Source organism: Synechococcus sp. CCY 0621, from assembly GCF_019038465.1.
GTDB lineage: Bacteria > Cyanobacteriota > Cyanobacteriia > PCC-6307 > Cyanobiaceae > Cyanobium.
Map to the genome: position 1 here is coordinate 399,013 of NZ_JAFKRH010000031.1, position 19,275 is coordinate 418,287.

The 19,275-nt window shown below is 66.7% G+C and carries 21 protein-coding genes and 1 pseudogene; 15 read left to right on the forward strand and 7 right to left on the reverse strand.

The window, feature by feature from the left end:
• The first annotated feature begins 127 nt into the window (after positions 1-127).
• The 3 genes from KUG43_RS11230 to KUG43_RS11240 are packed head-to-tail and all read left to right on the forward strand — an operon-like array spanning position 128 to position 1,542.
• Positions 128-454 carry a hypothetical protein gene (locus KUG43_RS11230; RefSeq protein ID WP_216908982.1) on the forward strand — a complete coding sequence of 109 codons (327 nt, stop codon included), beginning with the start codon at positions 128-130 and terminating at the stop codon, positions 452-454.
• Positions 415-1,281: a metallophosphoesterase family protein gene (locus tag KUG43_RS11235; RefSeq protein WP_216908983.1), complete on the forward strand. Its 867-nt coding sequence runs from the start codon at positions 415-417 to the stop codon at positions 1,279-1,281. Before KUG43_RS11230 ends, KUG43_RS11235 begins: the two co-directional genes overlap by 40 nt.
• A 27-nt stretch (positions 1,282-1,308) precedes the next feature.
• Positions 1,309-1,542, forward strand: coding sequence for a FeoA family protein (locus tag KUG43_RS11240; RefSeq protein WP_216908984.1), 234 nt, complete (start codon positions 1,309-1,311; stop codon positions 1,540-1,542).
• 17 nt (positions 1,543-1,559) lie between these two features.
• Here the strand turns inward: KUG43_RS11240 and feoB are convergent, their stop codons facing one another.
• Together feoB and KUG43_RS11250 are read right to left on the reverse strand one after the other, a co-directional pair.
• On the reverse strand, positions 1,560-3,413 hold the full coding sequence (gene feoB, locus KUG43_RS11245) for a ferrous iron transport protein B (RefSeq protein ID WP_353618009.1): 1,854 nt from the start codon (positions 3,411-3,413) through the stop codon (positions 1,560-1,562).
• A 49-nt stretch (positions 3,414-3,462) separates the two neighbouring features.
• The gene (locus KUG43_RS11250) at positions 3,463-3,990 is read right to left on the reverse strand and encodes a ferritin (protein ID WP_216908985.1); all 528 of its coding nucleotides are present in this window, start codon (positions 3,988-3,990) and stop codon (positions 3,463-3,465) included.
• Between the two features lie 322 nt (positions 3,991-4,312).
• Between KUG43_RS11250 and pstS the strand changes: the two genes are divergently transcribed.
• Positions 4,313-5,320, forward strand: coding sequence for a phosphate ABC transporter substrate-binding protein PstS (gene pstS / locus KUG43_RS11255; protein WP_216908986.1), 1,008 nt, complete (start codon positions 4,313-4,315; stop codon positions 5,318-5,320).
• Between the two features lie 247 nt (positions 5,321-5,567).
• On the opposite strand, the gene KUG43_RS11260 is transcribed toward pstS, so the two are convergent.
• Entirely contained in the window at positions 5,568-5,765 is a 198-nt protein-coding gene (locus KUG43_RS11260) for a CsbD family protein (RefSeq protein WP_216908987.1), read from the reverse strand.
• 446 nt (positions 5,766-6,211) lie between these two features.
• Positions 6,212-10,234 carry a magnesium chelatase subunit H gene (locus tag KUG43_RS11265; protein WP_216908988.1) on the reverse strand — a complete coding sequence of 1,341 codons (4,023 nt, stop codon included), beginning with the start codon at positions 10,232-10,234 and terminating at the stop codon, positions 6,212-6,214.
• A 137-nt stretch (positions 10,235-10,371) separates the two neighbouring features.
• Here KUG43_RS11265 and dapB point away from each other — a divergent pair, with 137 nt between their 5' ends.
• From dapB to KUG43_RS11290, 5 genes are all read left to right on the forward strand, one after another.
• Positions 10,372-11,238 (forward strand): 4-hydroxy-tetrahydrodipicolinate reductase, encoded by an 867-nt coding sequence (gene dapB / locus KUG43_RS11270; protein WP_216908989.1) that lies wholly within the window; start codon positions 10,372-10,374, stop codon positions 11,236-11,238.
• 19 nt (positions 11,239-11,257) lie between these two features.
• Positions 11,258-11,905: a DUF8619 family protein gene (locus KUG43_RS11275; RefSeq protein WP_216908990.1), complete on the forward strand. Its 648-nt coding sequence runs from the start codon at positions 11,258-11,260 to the stop codon at positions 11,903-11,905.
• Positions 11,906-11,970: 65 nt separating this feature from the next.
• Positions 11,971-12,240: a CAB/ELIP/HLIP family chlorophyll-binding protein gene (locus KUG43_RS11280; protein ID WP_216908991.1), complete on the forward strand. Its 270-nt coding sequence runs from the start codon at positions 11,971-11,973 to the stop codon at positions 12,238-12,240.
• A 54-nt stretch (positions 12,241-12,294) separates the two neighbouring features.
• Positions 12,295-13,524 (forward strand): FAD-dependent monooxygenase, encoded by a 1,230-nt coding sequence (locus KUG43_RS11285; RefSeq protein WP_216908992.1) that lies wholly within the window; start codon positions 12,295-12,297, stop codon positions 13,522-13,524.
• Complete coding sequence (locus KUG43_RS11290) at positions 13,445-13,657, forward strand: DUF2949 domain-containing protein (protein ID WP_216908993.1); 213 nt, start codon at positions 13,445-13,447, stop codon at positions 13,655-13,657. Before KUG43_RS11285 ends, KUG43_RS11290 begins: the two co-directional genes overlap by 80 nt.
• A gap of 3 nt (positions 13,658-13,660) precedes the next feature.
• On the opposite strand, the gene KUG43_RS11295 is transcribed toward KUG43_RS11290, so the two are convergent.
• Positions 13,661-14,200: an adenine phosphoribosyltransferase gene (locus tag KUG43_RS11295; RefSeq protein ID WP_216909109.1), complete on the reverse strand. Its 540-nt coding sequence runs from the start codon at positions 14,198-14,200 to the stop codon at positions 13,661-13,663.
• Positions 14,201-14,267: 67 nt separating this feature from the next.
• Here KUG43_RS11295 and KUG43_RS11300 point away from each other — a divergent pair, with 67 nt between their 5' ends.
• The 4 genes from KUG43_RS11300 to KUG43_RS11315 all read left to right on the forward strand — a co-directional run bounded on the left by KUG43_RS11300 (position 14,268) and on the right by KUG43_RS11315 (position 16,186).
• A complete protein-coding gene (locus KUG43_RS11300) occupies positions 14,268-14,822 on the forward strand; it encodes a DUF3038 domain-containing protein (protein WP_216908994.1) in 555 nt (184 codons plus the stop codon).
• A 22-nt stretch (positions 14,823-14,844) separates the two neighbouring features.
• Entirely contained in the window at positions 14,845-15,471 is a 627-nt protein-coding gene (locus KUG43_RS11305) for a DUF4335 domain-containing protein (RefSeq protein WP_216908995.1), read from the forward strand.
• A gap of 81 nt (positions 15,472-15,552) precedes the next feature.
• Positions 15,553-15,798 carry a hypothetical protein gene (locus KUG43_RS11310; protein WP_216908996.1) on the forward strand — a complete coding sequence of 82 codons (246 nt, stop codon included), beginning with the start codon at positions 15,553-15,555 and terminating at the stop codon, positions 15,796-15,798.
• A 10-nt stretch (positions 15,799-15,808) separates the two neighbouring features.
• Entirely contained in the window at positions 15,809-16,186 is a 378-nt protein-coding gene (locus tag KUG43_RS11315; protein ID WP_286194635.1) for a hypothetical protein, read from the forward strand.
• Positions 16,187-16,799: 613 nt separating this feature from the next.
• On the opposite strand, the gene KUG43_RS11320 is transcribed toward KUG43_RS11315, so the two are convergent.
• Complete coding sequence (locus KUG43_RS11320) at positions 16,800-16,961, reverse strand: hypothetical protein (protein WP_190609649.1); 162 nt, start codon at positions 16,959-16,961, stop codon at positions 16,800-16,802.
• A gap of 138 nt (positions 16,962-17,099) precedes the next feature.
• Between KUG43_RS11320 and KUG43_RS11325 the strand changes: the two genes are divergently transcribed.
• Together KUG43_RS11325 and KUG43_RS11330 are read left to right on the forward strand one after the other, a co-directional pair.
• Complete coding sequence (locus tag KUG43_RS11325; protein ID WP_216908998.1) at positions 17,100-17,606, forward strand: tryptophan-rich sensory protein; 507 nt, start codon at positions 17,100-17,102, stop codon at positions 17,604-17,606.
• Positions 17,572-19,131 carry a bifunctional aminoglycoside phosphotransferase/ATP-binding protein gene (locus KUG43_RS11330; protein WP_286194681.1) on the forward strand — a complete coding sequence of 520 codons (1,560 nt, stop codon included), beginning with the start codon at positions 17,572-17,574 and terminating at the stop codon, positions 19,129-19,131. The genes KUG43_RS11325 and KUG43_RS11330 overlap by 35 nt, the downstream gene beginning before the upstream one ends.
• Before the next feature lie 3 nt (positions 19,132-19,134).
• Here the strand turns inward: KUG43_RS11330 and KUG43_RS17060 are convergent.
• Positions 19,135-19,275 (reverse strand): annotated as a pseudogene (locus KUG43_RS17060) (DUF4912 domain-containing protein); the annotation flags it as partial.

Consider the following 19,275-nt stretch of genomic DNA (forward strand, 5'->3'; position numbering starts at 1 on the left):
TGCACAGAGGACAGGATTGGGCCTGCCTTTCTGATGCTGACCCCGCCGTGATCCACGCCTGGATCGTGTCACCATGGCGGAGCTACAGGCCTGAGCGCGCCCAGTCGATGGGTGCCGATCCACCTGCTTGAAGGTTGTGCTCAGCTGCGAAGCCCTGTTCATCTCGGACCTGCATCTGGGCTCCAATCAGTGCGAAGCCGGCCACCTGGCCGCGTTCCTGGAGTGCATCCGGCCCAGGCAACTGTTTCTTGTCGGCGACATCATCGATCTGCAGGCGATTCGCTTCAACGCCAACGTCGATGCCGACTTTCTCACCGACCTGATTGATTCCCTCCTGGCCCGGGAGGACGATCCGATCCCCTCACCAACGAGACCCTGCTCAAGGCCCAGCTGCTTCGGGCCTCACACCGGCGGGTGCTGGAACGGTTCCAGGGCCTGCACCGGGACGGGGTGACGATCACCTACATCCCTGGCAACCACGACGCCTACCTGCGCCGCCACGCCGGCCTGGAGAGGCCCGGCTTCGCCATCCGCCGTCAGGACGTGTACTGCACGCCCACCGGCCAGAGGCTGCTGGTGCGCCACGGCGATGAGTACGACCGGCTGATCCGCTTCCACACCGGTGCGGCCGAGGGCCTGGCCCGGCTGCAGGAGCATTACAGCGCCGGCATCAATGGCCTCCTGTCCCTGTTCACACGGCCGGCCAACGGGCCTCTGCCGGCCAGCTGGAACGCGGAGGGAATCCTGCAGAACGCCGTCGATCTGCTGGCCAGCCACCGGGAATGGCCGATCCCGATCAGCCGGGGGCTCAATTCCTCCGGCGGCTTCTCCCTGGCCTTCGTGCTTGAGAGCGCCCTCAAAAGCCGCACGGGGCACGACCGGCTGATCAAGCGCGGGATTGTCCAACACCTGCAGCGGGAAGGGCGGGGCCCGCAGCCCCTCGACGGGTTGATCAACGGCCACACCCACATCCCCGAAGCCACGCCCCTGGGTCTGCCGGGACCGAGCAAAGAAGCTGGTGGGCCCTGCCACATCACCTACTACAACACCGGCAGCTGGGCCCGCAGCCAGCGCCGGCTGGGGCGCACAGCACTGGTGGTGGCCACCAACGGCACCATCGGGATGGTGCGTTTTGATCGTCGCCAGGGCATCGAACCCTTCCAGCCCCCCCGCTTTCCCTTCAACACCTATCCGATGCGGCCCTGCCCGGGGTGTGGGATCGGGGTGGCGGACCTGCAGGCAGGGAGTTCTCCGATCGGAGCTCGCGTGAATCTGTCCTAGGTTGATGGATTGGAGAACAGGGGTTTGATGCCTCTCAGTCAGGTTCCGGAGGGGGCACGTGTCTGGGTCAATTGTTTGCCCCTGCATCCGGAATTACAACGGCGCCTGTTGGCAATGGGGATCAGTCCGGGGGTGGAGATTGAGGTGCTGCGGCGGGGGAAACCTGGCGGCCTGCTGCACCTTGCCAGTGGCCTGATGGAATTCATGCTTCGCGGCGAACAGGCCGCCGAGATGGAGGTGACCTTGATCCCCCCTGGCTGAGCGGCAGGCGTTGCCGATCAGCGCAGGGACAGGATCCAGCCACCCCCCTGATACACGACAAAGGCCATTACCCAGGCGAGCGACAGCGACCAGCCCAGAGACAACAAAGCGAACGAGCGGCTCTTGGACTCCTGGAGCTGGACCGCCACGGTTCCCAGGCAGGGGGTGTAGATAAGCACGAAGGTCATGAAGCTGAGCGACTGCAGCGGCGTGATCGCGGTCTGGATCGCAGCACCGAGGCCGGAAGCGGTGGTGCCATAGATCACCGCCATCGCCCCCAGCAGGATTTCCTTGGCAATGAAGCCGAAGAAAAGGGACACGGTGAGCTCGGGGTTCATGCCGATCGGCCCCAGCAACGGCTGGAAGAACCGGCCGATCCCCGCCGCCAGCGACGTGCCGGAAGCCTCCGTTGCCCCTGGGGGCAGGTTGGTGAGCAGCCAGATGGCCGCTGCACCCACGAGGATGAACACCCGCGTGGTGACCATGAAATTCAGCATCGACGACCAGCCACGGCGCAGGATCGTGGTCAGGCTGGGGGCCCGATAGGGCGGAAGTTCCAGCACGAAGGCCCCATCACTGGGGTAGGTCCGCTTGAACACCAGGCCCGTGATCACGGCGGCCACAAAACTCAGCAGGTAGAAGCTGAACAACACCAGTCCGGGCGCCCACCAGGGCCTGGGGAAGAACACCCCGGCCATGAAGATGAACACCGTCAGCCTGGCCTGGCAGAGGGCAAAGGGAATGCACAGCATGGCCAGCAGGCGCATGCCCCGATCCCGGATCACCCGGGTACCCAGGATGGAGGGCACGTTGCAGCCGAAGCCCATCACCTGCAACACGAAGGCCCGGCCATCCAGCCCCAGCCAGTGCATGAACCCATCCATCAGAAAGGCAGCCCTCGGCAGATAGCCCGAGTCTTCGATGCTGGCGATCAGCACATAAAAGACGAAGATCAGCGGCAGGAACGTGGCCACCGTGCCAACGCCCAGCCAGAGGCCATCCACCAGGAAGCGCTGCAGCCCGTCAGGACAGCCCAGGCTCTGCAGACCCGGCACCAACCAGCGCATCTGGATCCAGTCGAGAGCGCTTCCCAGCAGGTCCTGCAGGGGTGTGGTCACGGCGTAGAGCAGCTGGAACACCACCAGGACCATCACCAGGAAGATCCCCAGCCCCAGCAGTGGATGGAGCAGCAGCCGATCCATCAGCCGGGTGCGGTGATGGAGCAACCCTTCCGGCATGGTCACAAAGCGGGTCACCAGCTCCTGCTGCCACCCCTCCGGCACCGGAACCTGCGGCTGCGGAGAGCCTGGCAGGGCCACCTCGGAACCTCTCGGCCCTTCTCCCCATTGGTGCAGCTCGTCGAGCAATTCGGCGATTCCCTCGTTCCGCTTGGCGCTCACCGGCAGCACCGGCAGGCCAAGGGCCTGGGACAACCCCTGATGGTCGATCGTGATACCGAATCGCCCGGCCTCATCGCTCATGTTGAGCGCCGCCATCAGCGGCAGACCCAGCTGCCGCAGCTGCAGCAGCAGCCGCAACTGGCTGTTGATCTGGCTGGCATTGAGAACCACAACCAGCAGATCGGGCGGGGTGTCGCGCAGGAAGCGCTGCACCACGGCCTCGTCCTCACTGCTGCCGCTGAGGTCGTGGATCCCCGGCAGATCCACCAGTTCGTAGGTGCTGCCGTGGCCGTCGTCCGGCAGGGGACCCCGTTGCAGCTCCACCGTCAGGCCAGGCCAGTTGGCGATCTGCGCATGGCCGCCGGTGAGTCGGTTGAAGAGCGTCGATTTGCCGGTGTTGGGCATCCCCACCAGGGCCAGCTGAAAGCCCGGGCCATGGCTTTGGCCACCCTGCACCTGGGAGCCGTGCACCGGGGAGCCGTGGCAGGACGGGGAAAGGGATGACGACGGCACCAGCGCTTCAGGCCCCCCTGGTGCCACTGAGACCGCCCTTGACGTGGGTCAGGGCGGTCCCCTCCAGGAACTGCTGATCCAGCAGCAGCAGGGCGGCGCTGTTGTCGCCGGCCAGGCGCAGGCGCTTGCGCACGAAGCGGGCTTCGGCTTCCTCCTGGAGCTGCTCGGCCACGAACCAATCGAGCATGGCGGTGGCGCTGCGCTCACCAACGGTTTCGGCCATGGCGTAGAGCCGGTTGATCGAGGCGGTGACCCCCTTTTCCATGTCATAGACCTGGTCGAACAGGGTCTGCACCGAGGGCCAGCTGCGTTCCGGGGCGTCGATCGTGGGCAATTCCACCTGTTCGTCGCTGTCCACCAGGTAGGCGATCATGCGGGCCGCATGGTCGCGCTCCTCCTGGCTCTTGTCGTGCATGTAGGTGGAAAATCCCGCCAGATCCTTCTCCCGCAGCCAGATCGACATGGCCAGATAGGTGTGGCCGGCCTGAAACTCAGCGGCCAGATGTTGGTTGATGGCGCTGGTGAGCTCTTTCACGGGGTTGGCTGGGATCGCACACCTACCCCTAGCCAGGGCCGGAAAGCGAGGTCGTTGCTTTCACACAGTCTGATGTGACATCGGTTACGGGCTCCCATCCGGCCCAGCAAAGGCACGGTTGGATGTCTACGGCGAAAGGGGCGCGGGCTGGGCCACTGGCAGGTCAAGAGAGCTACCAGGCCATGGTCTCCGCGCAGGAATGGCGTCCTGGCGCATCAGGACGCCAGGCCAGAGCCATCCTTGAAGACCCGTTAACCTGCCCATAACACGATTGGGCCGAGTGGGTTGCTATTCATGACCTGCTCCACAATTGGCAATTCTGATGACCTTCGCGAAGAAGGCCCTGATTCTCTCCGCAGCCGGTGCTGTCACCGCTGGACTGGCGGTTCCGGTGATCGCCCAGAGCAACTCCATCAGTGGAGCCGGCGCCAGCTTTCCCGCTCCGGCCTACCAGCGCTGGTCCGTGGAGTTCGCCAAGCAAACCAAGAGGCAGGTGAACTACCAGTCGGTCGGCTCCGGCGCCGGTGTTCGCCAGTTCCATGCCGGCAGCGTCGATTTTGGAGCGACCGATGAGGAGCTCAGCGAATCCAAGGGAGAATTCACCAAGGGTGTGACCGCCCAGCGCGGAGCCCTGCAGATTCCGATGATGGGGGGCACCGTCACCCCCGCCTACAACAATCCCAGCTGCAAGAACCTCAAGCTCACCCAGCGCCAGGTGGCGGACATCTTCCTCGGCAAGATCAAGACCTGGGATCAGCTGAAATGCGGCAAGGGGCCGATCAACGTGGTTCACCGCTCGGATGGCTCCGGCACCACCGCCGCCTTCACCAACTCCCTCTCCTGCTTCTCGCCGGAGTGGAAATCCAAAGTGGGAGCGGCCAAGGCCGTCAAGTGGCCCGTGGGCGTCGGTGGCAAGGGCAATGAGGGTGTGGCAGGCCTGATCCAGAACACCCCCGGCTCGCTCGGTTACCTCAACCAGGCCTTCGTGAAGGGCAAGATCACTCCTGCGGCTCTTCAGAACAAAGCTGGCAAATTTGTTCTGGCCAACGATGTGACCGGCGCCGCCGCCCTGAACGGCGTCAAGCTGAATTCCCGCCTGGGTGGTGAGGATTGCAATCCGGCCGGCGCCAACGCCTTCCCGATCGCCACCTTCACCTGGATCCTCGCCTACCAGCGGGGCAACGGCGACAAAGCCTCTACCATCCGTCAGTTCCTGACCTGGGGTCTCTCGCCGAAGGGCCAGGGCATCGCCAAGCAGCTCGATTTCGTACCCCTGACCGGTGCCGTTCTGGCCCGGGCTCGCGCCGAAGTGGCCAAGATCGGTAAGTGATCCCGATCCATTCACTCACCCCTGCGGGGTGATTCGGGGGGCTTAGGCCCCCCTTTTTTTGTGCACATCATTCCACTCTCTCAAAACGGGCAGAGAGGCCTCTGCCTTGGCCCCTTGGCCCGCTTGAGGAAAAAGCCGGGGTGTGAACGACTCCCCGGCATGGTCATGGCTACGGATCTTTACGGCCTACCTGGCCCTTTGCTTTGGAGACTGAACGCTATTTGATCCCCGGGTGCAAGTTGGCTGACTATTCCATGGCGTCTTCAACCTTCCTGGCAGCCTTCTTGGCTTCCTCTTTCAGTTTGGCCTCCGCCTTCATGGCGTCGGCCTGGACCTGCTTGGCTTCTCCTTTGATTTGCTGGCCCTTGTCGCCGGTGAGGGAGCCGACGGCGGACTGGATTTTGCCTTCAGCATCTTTGGCTGCGGCGTCGATTTTGTTGGACATGGTTCTCAGGGGTGTAGGGAGTGGAGCTGGGTTGATCGTCCATGCCATTGCAGGTGGCTGAGATGGCAAGGAAGCCATCAGCATTGCCTCTGACTTGACGGCGATGAGCTGAGCCTGAATGTCAGCTCTCACGGTTCTTTAGCCGTGCAATGGCACTACTCAGTCCTACGCAGAAATCGCTGCAGCAGACCGCTGATCCCCTGGCAGCGGGGGCTGCAGCCACCGCCATGGGGGCAAACTTCAGCGCCCAAGGCCCCTGTGGAGATTGTTAAGAGTTGTGTGCATATGGGCATGAGCTTTCTCAATGCAGCGGATCTGCTGTTATTGACTGCGGCTTCAATCAGAGTCCGTAACAACAGACGCCACCTGGCTCCGCCAGGAGCCCGCCGCCGTCAGCGGCCCAGGAGCACCTTCCGAAAAGGCACCCGGCCTGTGGCCCTGATCAATCAGGCCTCTTTTGTCACCCCCTCGATCCGGTCCTCGATCTCCTGGTAGATCTCCTGCAGCTGGGCGATGTTCTCGTCAGAGGTTTCCCAGTAGCCGCGGCCGTTCACCTCCAGCAGGGTGCCGACGATGCGGCGGAAGCTGTGGGGGTTGAGGTCCATCAGCCGCTTGCGCATCTCCGGATCGTTGATGAAGGTCTCGTTGGCCTCCTCATACACAAAGTTGTCGACCGCGCCGCTGGTGGCGCTCCAGCCCAGGGTGAAATTGAGCCGCTTGGCCACCTCCCGCACCCCTTCGTAGCCGGAATCGAGCATGCCTTCGTACCACTTAGGGTTGAGCAGCTTGGTGCGCGAATCGAGGCGGATGGTCTCGCTGAGGGAGCGCACCTGGGCATTGGCCGTGGTGGTGTCGGCGATGTAGCTGGTGGGAGCCTTGCCGTCGTCGCGCAGGCCGGCGATCAGCTTGGTGGGGTCGGAGTCAAAGTAATGGCTCACATCGGTGAGCGAGATCTCGGCCGAATCCAGGTTCTGGAAGGTCACATCGGCGGTCTTCATCGCCGATTCGAACACCTGCCGATTCTGGTTCATCTCACCGGGGTTGTCAGCGTTGAAGGCAAACGTCTTGCGGGACAGATACATCTCCTGCAGCTCGCCCTCCTCCTCCCAGGTGCTGTTCTCCACCGCCAGATTGACGTTGGAGGAGTAGCTGCCGCTGGCATTGGAGAACACCCGGGTGGCGGCGTCCCGCAGGGAGATGCCCTGCTCGGCGGCCTGCTCCTGGCTGTGCTTGCGAACGAAGTTCATCGCCAGGGGCTCGTCGGCCTCGGCGGCCATCTTCACGCCCTGGTCGATCAAGGCCATCTGGTTGATGAACAGGTCACGGAACACGCCCGAGCAGTTGACCACCACATCGATGCGGGGCCGGCCCAGCTCCTCCAGGGAGATGAGCTCCAGCTTGTTGACCCGGCCGAGGGAATCGGCCATCGGACGCACACCGATGAACCAGAGGATCTGGGCGAGGGATTCGCCGTAGGTCTTGATGTTGTCAGTGCCCCAAAGCACGCAGGCGATCGTTTCCGGCCAGGTGCCCTGCTCGGCCTTCTGACGCTCGATCAGCCGGTCGACCACCACCTTGGCGGCGGCGATGGCCGCCCGGGTGGGGATGGCCTGGGGGTCAAGGGCATGGATGTTCTTGCCGCTGGGCAGCACGCCGGGGTTGCGGATCGGATCACCGCCGGGACCGGGCAGCACGTACTCGCCATCGAGGGCCCGCAGCAGGCTCTCCATCTCCATGTCGGCACAGATCTGCTCCAGGCAGAAGCGCAGGTAGGCGAACTGGCGATCCAGCTCGGTGACATCCACATCGGGGAACCCGGCTTGGCGGCAGGCGCTCAACCAGGGGGACGGCAGGCGGTAGCCGAAGCGCTCCAGCAGATCGAAGAACCAGCCGAAGTTGCGCCGCAGGGTGACACGACCATCGGCGCCGGTGACCTCCCGGACCATGGCGCCCACCGCCGCACGGCAGGCCTCTGTGATCACCCGGTTGAGCTCCACATCCGTCAGCACACCTTCATCGTTGCCCCGGTACACCTCGGCGATGGTGCGGCCCCGGCTTTCCGCCAGCAGCCCCGGCAGGGAACGCAGGCCCTCCTCCTCCCGCTCCAGGGCGGCGATGCTCACCAGGGTGGCGATCGCCTCCTCGGCAGTGGGCGGCTTGCCGATGGTGTGCAGACCGCAGGGCAGCAGCCGGCTCTCGATCTCCATCAGCTGGCGGTACACGGCCCCCACCACGCCATCCCGGCCGTCGAGGTCGAGGGCCGCCGCGTCGGCATCCCCCTCGGGCAGGACCACGTCCTTGTCGAGGTTGCACTGGCGAGCGGTTTCGATGATGGCGTTGACGATCTGCACCCCCCGGGAGCTCTCCCGCAACTGCTGATAGGACCCCACCAGCTCACCCAGCTCCTTGAGACCCTTGTAGAGGCCGGCGTTCTCGGCCGGCGGGGTGAGGTAGCTGATGGTGGAGGCGTAGCCGCGCCGCTTGGCGATGGTGGCCTCCGACGGGTTATTGGCGGCGTAGTAATAGAGGTTGGGCAGGGCACCAATGAGCGAATCGGGATAGCAGGTTTCGCTCATGCCCATCTGCTTGCCCGGCATGAACTCCAGCGAGCCATGGGTGCCGAAGTGGAGCACCGCATCGGCACCCCAGACTTTCTCCAGGTAGGTGTAGTAAGCGGCGAAGCCGTGGTGGGGGCTGGCGCTGCGCGAATAGAGCAGGCGCATCGGATCGCCCTCGTAGCCGAAGGTGGGTTGCACCCCCACGAACACGTTGCCGAAGTGGCGGCCGTAGATCAGCAGGTTGGTGCCATCGCTGTTCAGGCTGCCCGGGGGCTTGCCCCAGTTCTCCTCCAGCCGCTCGGAATAGGGGGTGAGCCGTTCGTACTCCTCGACGCTCATGCGGTGGGCGATCGCCAGCTCGGGGGCCCCTTCAAGGGCCTCCGGATCGCTGAGCACCGCCTGCATCAGCTCCTTCGGGGTGCGGGGCATGGCGTCCACCGTGTAGCCCTTGGCCTTCATCTCCTCCAGCACGCGGAAGATCGAGCCGAACACATCGAGGTAGGCCGCAGTGCCCACGTTGCCCTTGTCAGGAGGGAAACTGAACACGGTGATCGCCAGCTTCTTCTCGGCCCTGGGCTTGATCCGCAGCGACGCCCAGCGGATGGCCCGCTCAGCGATGGCCTCCACGCGGTCCTGCAGGGTGTGGGCCTTGCCGGTGGCGTCGTCGCGCCCCGACAGCACGATCGGTTCGATGGCGCCGTCGAGTTCGGGGATGGCGATCTGCAGGGCCACCTGCACCGGGTGCAGCCCCAGGTCGCTCTCCTCCCATTCCTGGGTGGTCTGGAACACCAGGGGAAGGGCCACCATGTAGGGCCGGTTGAGCCGCTTGAGGGTCTCGATCGCCTTGGGATGGTCCTGGCGGGCCGGGCCGCCCACCAGGGCGAAACCGGTGAGGCTCACCACCCCATCCACCAGGGGCTGCTCCGGCTGGAGGGGGTCGTAGAAGAAGGAGGAGACGGGCCGGGAGAAGTCGAGGCCGCCGCAGAACACGGGAATCACCGTGGCGCCCCGGTACTCCAGCTCCTGAATGATGGCCACGTAGTGGGCGTCGTCGCCGGTGACGATGTGGCTGCGCTGCAGCACCAGGCCGATCACCGGGCCCCGGCGGGCCTTCTCGCAGAGATCGGCGCGGCTGGCGCTCCAGTTGAGGTACTCCTTGAGGTCCTCGAACATCCCCGGCGCCATCGGGTGCCAGATGCCCAGGTCCGGGAACACCACCGGGTCGGCGACGGTGAGCTGGGGACGCCCCAGCTCCGCTTTGCCGAACACGTAGCGATCGGCCAGCATCAGCAGGAAGTTGCGCAGGTTGTCCGGCGTTCCCCCCAGCCAGTACTGGAAGCTGAGCATGAAGGAACGGGCGTCCTGGGCCTTCTCCACCGGCAGGTACTTCAGCACCGTCGGCAGAGTGTTCAGCAGCTTGAGCATGGCGTCCTGGAAGCCGGCCCCATTGGCTTCCTTGCGCTTGCGCATGAACTGGGCGATGGCGCTCTTGCTCTGACCCAGCTGGGCCATCGAGAAGGTGCCCAGCTTGTTGAGGCGCATCACCTCCGGCATCGACGGGAACACCACCACCGCCTTGAGGCGGTCGCGGTGGGGGGCCACGGCGTCCACCACCTTCTGGGCCAGGTCCTCGATGAAGATCAACGAGGCGATGAACACATCGGCGGCGGCCACGTCGGCGCAGAAATCGGCGTAGTTGGCCGGGTCACGCAGCTCTTCGATCAGGTACCCGCTCAGCTCCACCGCCAGGGGACCGTTCTGATCGTTGAGACCGGTGGCGGCGGTGGTGAGGGCGTTCTGGTACTGGGGTTCGAGCACCACGTAGACGGCCTTCATCACCACCCGGTCGTTGACGCCATCGGTGGGGGCAGGGCTGACCCGGCGGCTGGCGGAACGGACCTGCGTGAACATGCGGCGGATGCGTTGAGCAATGTGAAGCAGCCTACGGAGCTCCCGCCGGGGACGCGATCGGTTGCAGCGCAGCGTTACAGGCCGGCACCCTGCCGGCGGGCCGGGCCACATAGGCTCGCCTGGAGTGCTAGCCGCCCATGACCGCGACCTCCCCGTCCCCAGCAGAGCCGGCGCCGATTCCGGTGGTGGTGGCCGGGGCCCTGGGCCGCATGGGGGCCGAGGTGATCAAGGCCGTGCTGGCGGCCCCCGACTGCACCCTGGTGGGAGCCATCGACACCACCCCTGGCCACGAAGGGGAGGATGTGGGGCTGACCCTGGGTCTCGGGGAGCTGGAGGTGGCGCTGAGCGCCGATTTCGAAGGCACCCTCTGCCAGGCGAGCCAGTCGGTGCGGCAGGCCGGGCCGGGCGGCGGGGCGGTGCTGGTCGACTTCACCCACCCCAGCGTCGTCTTCGAGCACTGCCGCGGCGCCTTCGCCTATGGCGTCCATCCGGTGATCGGCACCACCGGCCTGCGTCCCGACCAGCTCGCTGACCTGGCCCGCTTTGCCGACAAGGCCTCGATGGGGGGCGCGGTGGTGCCCAACTTCTGCGTGGGGATGGTGCTGCTGCAGCAGGCGGCGGCAGCGGCGGCCCGCTTCTACGACTACGCCGAGCTCACCGAGCTGCACCACAACCGCAAGGCCGATGCCCCCAGCGGCACCTGCCTCAAGACCGCCGAACTGATGGAAGAACTCGGCAAGCCGTTCAATCCCCCCCAGGTGGAGGAACACGAGAGCCTGGCAGGCTGCCGGGGCGGGCTGCGGGAGAGCGGCCTGCGGCTGCATTCGGTGCGGCTGCCGGGGCTGGTGGCCCACCAGGAGGTGATGTTCGGCTCCCCCGGCGAGACCTACACCCTGCGCCACGACACGATCGACCGCAGTGCGTACATGCCCGGGGTGCTGCTCACGGTCCGAAAGGTGCGCAGCCTGGGGGGCCTGGTCTATGGACTGGAGAGGCTCCTGTGAGCTGCCCCCCCAAGAGTCGATGCTGATCCCCCTCAAACCCGGCGAACTGGTCCGCCTGATCCCGGCGGTGGCCACGGGCTCCCAGTTCAGCGCCAGCAGTGGCGATCCGCGCAAACTGCTGCAGCGCGTGCTGATTTCGGTGATCGGCGGGGTGATTGCGCTGCTGATCAGCCAGGTACTGCTGTTCCGCAGCCAGGCCGGTCCGGTGTTCCTGGTGGTGGGCTTCGTCTTTCTCCTTTATGTGCTGTGGGGCCCGATCCTGGAAGCGGGCCGCCGCAACGCGCTGCTGCGGCGGTACCCGGCGGCCGCGATTTTCGAGGGGGTGGTGGCTGATCTGTTCCGGCGGGAGGTGGTGGAGAACCGGCGGGAGCAGGCCAACCGCCAGGGGCGGCTTGAGCTGGTGGAGAACCGGCGCACCTGGCTGTGCCTGGAGCTGGAGGACGAGGACGGCTACCTGGGCCAGATCCGTTTCCCACTGGAGAAGAAGCATGAGCTGATCCGGCCGGGGATGGTGATCCGCTGCCTGGTACTGAGCGAGCGCAAGGACTTTTCCCGCATCGGCGCCCTCTCCGATGGCTGGCTGCCCCAACTGAAGCAGTGGGTGGGGGAGTACCCCTACCTGCTGCGGCCGGCCTTTGAGGAGCTCTGCCTGCGGCGGCTGGGGTGAGGGAAGCTGGACGGATCCGAAACAATGCGTTACAATTCTCGTAACACTTCTCAAGGAGTCCTCCCATGACCGCCGCCACCCCCACCGCACCTACCGCCCTCGATCGTTCCTCCATCCGCGGCGCCACCGTCACCACCGAAGACGGCGGCCGCCTCAACGCCTTCGCCACCGAGCCCCGCATGGAAGTGGTGAGCCCCGAGAGCGGCTGGGGCTTCCACGAGCGCGCCGAAAAGCTCAACGGCCGCATGGCCATGCTTGGCTTCATCGCCCTGCTCGCCACCGAATTCGCCCTGGGTGGCGAAGCTTTCACCCGCGGTCTGCTCGGCATCGGCTGATCACGGCCGCCCCCATCGCCGCAGCAGACTTTCTGTTGCGGCTTTTTTGTGGCCATGCGCCCTTCGCTCCATGCCCGGATCAACGGAGCCGGCCCCACCGGCGCCCTGACGGCCCTGGCCCTGGCGCAGGCAGGCTGGCATGTGAGCCTCCACGATCCATTAGGCCCCGAGGCTCTGCGGGACCGGGAGCGGGCCTACGCCTTCACCCATTCCAGCCGTGACCTGCTGGAGCGGCTGGGCCTGTGGGGTGATCTGCGGCGCCAGCTGGTTCCCTTCCGCCGCCTGCGGCTCCAGGACGGGGCCACGGAGCGACGGGTGAGCTTCGATCCGACCGACCTGGAGCACGCCGGCGCGGTGGGCTGGATCGGCTCGCACCGGCCCCTGATGGCGTTGCTGCTGCGGCGCCTGGACCAGCACCCCGCCGTTGCGCTGGCGCTGGGAACAGCGGCACCGGTCGCCGCCAGCGAACCCGATCTTCTGGTGGCCGCCGATGGACCCGACTCCCCCACCCGGCGGGCCCTGGGCATCGGCCAGTGGAGCCACCGCTACACCCAGGCCTGCCTCACCGTGCAGGTGGAGATGGGCGGCGGCCACGACGACGAAGCCTGGGAGCTGCTGCGTCCGGAAGGGCCCTTTGCTGTGCTTCCCCTTGGCGAGCGTCGCTTCCAGCTGGTCTGGAGTTCGCCCATGGCCCGCTGCCGGCAGCTCGAAGCCCTGAGCGGCCCTGCCTTCCTCGATCGGCTGGCGGGGGCCCTGCCGGACCAACTCCAGCCCGAGGCCCTGCTGGCGGCGCCTCGCAGTTTTCCGGTGGCCCTGCAGCTGGCCCACCGCCTGCATCGCGGCCGCACGGTGCTGGTGGGGGAAAGCGCCCACCGCTGCCATCCGGTGGGCGGCCAGGGGTTGAATCTCTGCTGGCGGGATGTGGCGGTGCTGCACCAGCTCGCCGAGCAGGCCGCCCGGGGAACGCTGTCCCCGCGTCGCCTGGCTGCGGCCTACGCACGCCGCCGCTGGCCCGATCTGCTGCTCACCCTGCTGGCCACCGACCTGCTGGTACGGCTCTTCTCCAACCGTCAGCCCCTGTTGCTGCCGCTGCGCGGCCTGGCCTTCGACGTCCTGTCGCGGTTCGGCTGGAGCCGGGCCCTGGCCCTGCGGGCCATGACCCAGGGGCCTTGCCGCCTGCGCCAGACGCTCCCAGCATGGGGGGATGGTGATCAGCAGCTCTCCCCAGCCCCTGCCCTCTCCAGCCATGGTGCGCTTCCTGCGCCATCAGCTCGGCCTGAGTGAGAACGCCCTGCAGCTGGGCATCAAACAGTCCCAGCTGGAGCAGGCACCGCTGCCGGCGGTGCTCTGGCGGTTCGGCCTGATCAGCCTCGAACAGTTCGACACCGTCCTCACCTGGCAGGAGCAGCAGGGCTGAGCCTCAGCTGTAGATGATCAGCGACTCGATCGGCTGCTCCTGAGGCAGCCGGCTGCGGCCCTCCAGGGCCGCCAGTTCGGCCAGAAAGCCAAAGCCGCACAGCTCCCCACCGGCCTTCAGCACCAGCTCGGTGCAGGCCGCGGCGGTGCCGCCGGTGGCCAGCAGATCATCGACGATCAGCACCCGCGAACCCTCGCCGAGGCCATCGCTGTGGATCTCCAGCCGGTCGGTGCCGTACTCGAGGCTGTAGTCCACCCCGATCACCTCGCCGGGCAGCTTGCCGGGCTTACGCACCGGCACAAAGCCGACACCGACGACGGTGGCCAGGGCAGTGCCGACGATGAAGCCGCGGGATTCGATGCCCACGATCAGGTCCGGCTGAACCCGATCGCAGAGCAGGCCCAGCTGGCGGATGGCCTCGCCCCAGCCCTCGGGATCCCGCATCAGGGGGGTGAGGTCACGGAAGAGGATGCCCGGCTTCGGAAAGTCGGGAATGTCCCGGACCCAGGTGCGCAGATCGATCGATGAAGGGCTGCTGGGCATCGTGCTGGTGAAGGGACCGGTACCGGCGACGTGACGGATGGACGGCGCCGCTGGCATCATCGCAGTCATGGCCAAGGACACTTCGGAAGCGGCGACCCAGGACCACCCCTCCCGCCCCCTGCCCCGCCGGGGACTGGAGCGGCTCGATCTGATGCTGCTCTGCATGGAGGCGCTCGACCTCAACGGCGGCGAGGCGATGGTCTGGATGAGCGAGCAGCTGGGCTATGGCGGTCTCTTCCCCAACCGGGTGGAGCTGTGGAAGCGCCGCTGCCACAACCCCCTGCGACGCACCTGCCGGCGTGGCGAGGTTCCCGTCGACGAAACCGATGCACTGATCCGCATCCTCTGCGTCATGGCCGATCGCCTCTACCCGATGCTGCGCTCCCTGCTCTCCAGCAGCGAGCCGGAGGCGGTGGCGAGTGAACGCTGGGCGCTGTTCCAGGGGCGTCTGCTGGAGCTGGTGCAGGAACGCATGAATCCCCGCCGCAGCGGCGTGCAGAAATTGCTCGATCCCACCGATGGGGCCGCCCAGCGGCTTCAGCTGGTCCAGGGCCTCAGCCTCTGCGCCGGCCTGGGAGGCTTCGAGCGCATCAAGGCCAGCCTGATGGACGCGGTCGCTTGAGGCCGTCCCCCTGAGACCCCCCATGGTTCAGAGTTCCGTGATGAAGCAGAGCCTCGTCTTCGATCAGCTCAGCTGCCGCCTGCAGGTGGAAGGGCTCCCCGACGTCTCCATCGGCCAGAGCGGTGCGGCCCTTGGCATCATCACCGGGTGGAGTCTGCAGTGGGTGGGCCGGCCCCTGCTGGAGGGGCGGCGTGAGCACCTGCAGGCACTGATGCAGGTGGTGCTGCCCTACGCCCGGCACCTGATCAGCGGCGTGCGCCGCGACTTCAGCATTGCGGGCGAACCCGTCGATATCGGCCCCCACCCCGAGGGCGGCCACCGGCTGCTGCTGCGCAGCAGCCAACCCGACACCCCCCCGCTGGACATGCATCTCGACGATGCAGAACTGGCTGATCTGGTGCGGGTGCTCGACCTGTTGCGCCTCGATCCCCGCGTGCAGCTGCCCCTTGAGATCCCTGAGCCGGAGCCCCTCGGTCCCAGGGAACTGCTGGAGCGGATCCCCCTGCATCGCCGACTGACGGCCCCCCTGGGCGGGGCCGCGGCCCTGGCCGTCTCGGCGGCCCTGGTGCTGCTGCTGCCGCCGCCCGCCGTGCCACCGGCGCCAACCCCACCGGCCCCCCAGGCCGCTCCGGAAGCCCCACGTCCCTGAGCGCCCGGCCCGCGTCCTGTTGACTTCGGCCCCGCGCTGGTCACACTGGGGGCGACATCCTTTGCTTTCCACTGCCGTGCCATGGGCATGACCTGGTCGGAACTGCGCCGCCGGGTCGCACGGCTGGGAGCGGCCCTCGATGTGGTGGTGCGCAGCGATCCAGAGGTCTGCGGCTTGAGCGGTACCCGGTTCCACCTCACCCTCCACCATGGCGGGCAGGGTGACTGCACGGTCAACGACCTGTCCCTGATCGATTGCCCCAATGAGCTGGTGCTGATGGAATTCGAGCGGTGGATGCGGGGCGCCGGCTATCCGCTGGAGCTCTGAACCCCCAGCCATGCCGCAAACCCCCTACCCGCTGCATCTGCCGACACCGAGGGGACCAACGCCGGGAAAGGGTCTGCAGCTGCGCAGTCGCCGCCGCCGTCCATCCTCCCGATGGCGCCAGGTGCTGGCGGGACTGATGCTGATCGTGGCGGGGGCGCTGATCCTCGTCGGGCTGATGCAATTGCCCGAGCGGCTCGATGCCCTGCTCCTGGTCAGCAATGCCATCGCCAACCTGATCGGCGGGCTGAGCCGGCTCAGCATGGGGATCCTGCAGCTGGGCAGCGTGATCGTGGTGGCTTTGCTGGCCCTGATGGCCCTGCTGCTGCTGGTGGGCGGCGGTGTCCGGCTGGTGCGGGGCCTCACCGCCCGGCCCCGACGCCCCTCCTGACGCCCCCGGCTGCTCAGTGGTGCAGCTGCTGAAACCAGAACCCGGCCAGCTGCCACGACGACAACAGGAAAATCGCCAGGATCAGCCAGTTGACCCAGGCGGGCCGTTCGCGGTTCTCGAACATGGCGGCAGGGGAGTCGCTTCCTTCACGCCGATCCTGCCAGTGCAACCGCCCCAGCGTCCGCTTCGTGACAGGCGGTGGCACCAAAGGGATGTCAACGTCCCGTCCACGCATGACTTCCGGCGCCCTTCTCTCCTGTCTGGGCTTTCCCGGTTGGGGGGGACTGCACCTGGTTCTCCCCAGCCAGGGCGATCCGCCAGCCCTCGCCAGGCGGCTGCAGCACTGCCAGGGGATCCCCGCTGGCCAACTGCTGCCAGCCCTGCTGCGCCGCCATCGCGATCTGGAACCGCTGCACCCTGACCACTGGCCGTGGGCCAGGGGGGCCGCCATGGCCTGGCCCACAGCCTGGGGACATCGTTACCTGCTGATCTGCCGCTGGGGAGCCGTCCATCCGCTGCGGCTTTCCGCCTGGCAGCACAGGGGAAGCGGGGACTGGGTCCGTCTCTGTGAACCCATCCCCCTGCCCTGTTTCCGGGAGCGCTTCCTGGGTGCTCAGGAAATGACCAGGGCCACACCCAATCCCACCACCATCAAGGCGATGGCCCCCACAGCCCAGTAAGCATGGCTCTGGGCGTCTGCCCTGGTCTCACCGATCACCATCGTGCCTTCGTCGGCGTAGAGGTTGTCGTGGTTCTCGAGGTCGTGGGTATGCATGGGGCCTCCATCAAGCTCGTGGGACCCTTCAAACGTAGGGGCGTCCGGCGGTCTGATCCATCTGAGCGACGAACCGACATCCCACGCCATGGACGGCTCCCCGGCAGCAGCCAATAATGCCTGTGTCTGCAGATGCCCGTGCCCCCCTGGCTCCTGATCCTGATCACCCTTCTGGTGGTGACGCTGGTCATCAATCCCTCGGAGCAGGACTTCTCCTGGTATCGCAGCCTCAAACGGCCGGGCTGGATGAGCATCGATCCGTGGGTCCCCGCCGCCTGGGTCGTCATCAGCGTCAGCTTTTACTTCTCAGCGCTCTCCTTCTGGTTCAAGACCGGCGAATGGCTCTGGATGGCTGCCTACGCGGGCCTGCTGGTGCTCCTGCGCAGCCAACACTGTGTGATCTGCCGCCTCCGCAACCTGTCAGCGGGCCTTCCCATCTGCCTGCTGGGTTGGATGCTGACCTTGATGCTGACCCTGCTCGTGCGGCCAACATCTCCCCTGGCGGCTGGGCTGCTGGTGCCTGTGCTGGTGTGGACTCCGGTGGAAGCCATCGTCACCCTGCAGATGATTGGATTGAATCGCAAGAAGCAACGGAGCGGCCGTGGAGCCAATGATCGCGGCCCTGCTCGATCCCGCCGCCTATGACCATCCGGTCGAGCGGGTCGAGTGCCTGGAAACCCACATTTCCTGGATCCTGCTCACTGGAACCTTCGCCTACAAAATCAAGAAGCCGGTGAATCTGGGCTTCGTCGATTTTTCGACGCCGGAGCGGCGCCGCTGGTTCTGCCAGGAGGAGCTCAGGCTCAACCGGCGCCTGGCTCCGGACCTCTACCTCGGGCTCAGCCCCATCCATGGCCCGCCCGAGCGAGCCGCGTTTCACGGCTCCGGACCCACCCTGGAGCTGGCCGTGCGCATGCGCCAGTTTCCCCAGAGCGCCCTGCTGGGCGCGGTGCTCGAACGCCATGGCCTCAGCGATGCCCAGCTCGAAGGGCTGGCGGATGATCTGGCGGACTTCCACGCCGCGGCCGCGGTGGCTGCCCCGGAGGATGCCTACGGGGCACCGGAGCTGGTGAAGGCGCCGGCCATGGCCAACCTGGAGGTGCTGGGAGCGTGCGGACTGGTGTCTGAACCGGACGTCGCCGCCCTGCGGCACTGGACCATCGACCAGTTCGAGCGGCTGCGGCCGAGCTTCCTGCTGCGCAGAAGCCAGGGGCGCATCCGCGAGTGCCACGGCGATCTGCACCTGGGCAACATGCTGCTGGAAGGGGAGCGCCTTCGGGTCTTCGACTGCCTGGAATTCAGTCCGGAGTTGCGCTGGATCGACGTGATCAGCGACCTGGCCTTCCTGGTCATGGATCTGGAGCACCGCAACCGGCCGGACCTCGGGGCCGTGCTGCTCAACCGCTGGCTGGGCCGCTGCGGCGACTACGACGGCCTGCTCACCTGGCGCTGGTACCGGGTGTACCGATCGCTGGTACGGGCCAAGGTCTGCGCCCTGCGTCTGGGCCAGCAGAGCCTCGACGCCGAGGCCTCGGCACTCGTGCAGCAGGACCTGGAGCGGTATCTGCAGGGCGCCAGCCGTGCCACCGCCCGTCCAACCCCGGCCCTGGTGATCACCCACGGGGTGTCCGGCAGCGGCAAGAGCCACCGGGCCCGCCAGCTCTGCCAGCGGCAGGGCTGGATCCAGTTGCGTTCCGACGTGGAGCGCAAACGTCTCTTCGGCCGCTGGGGGCAGGGACTGGCCCCAGCGCTTCTGGGCGACCCCTACCGGCCGGAGGTGAGCGCCATGCTCTACGACCAGCATCTGCCCGAGCAGGTGGAACGGATCCTCGCGGCTGGGCTGTCGGTGGTGGTGGATGCCACCTTCCTGCGCCGCGATCAGCGGCGGCGGATGGAGGCCTTGGCCCGCCGGCGCGGTGTCCCATTCCTGATCCTGGCCTGCGTCATTTCCCAGGAGCAGGCCCGGCGGCGCCTGGTGGAACGCCAGATCCGTGGTGACGACCCCTCGGATGCGGACGGGGCCGTGCTGGAGTCCCAGTTCAGGACTGTTGAGCCGATTGACGAGCACGAACGGGCCCATGGCCTGGAGGTCGGTGCCCAGCTCACAGCCGGGACCCTGATCACGGCCGTGGCGGAGCGGCTGGCAGGGCCGGGCCAGCCACCGTCCTGAGGCCTAGAACCACTCGGCGACCGCGGCTTCGCGACTGTTGACGTTGGCTTCCGGCGTGGAGCGGCGGAATTCCATGGTGATGCTGCGCTTCTGCTCCCCGTCGGCGGCCACGGCCTCGATCGGATAGAGCTGCTGGCCATCACG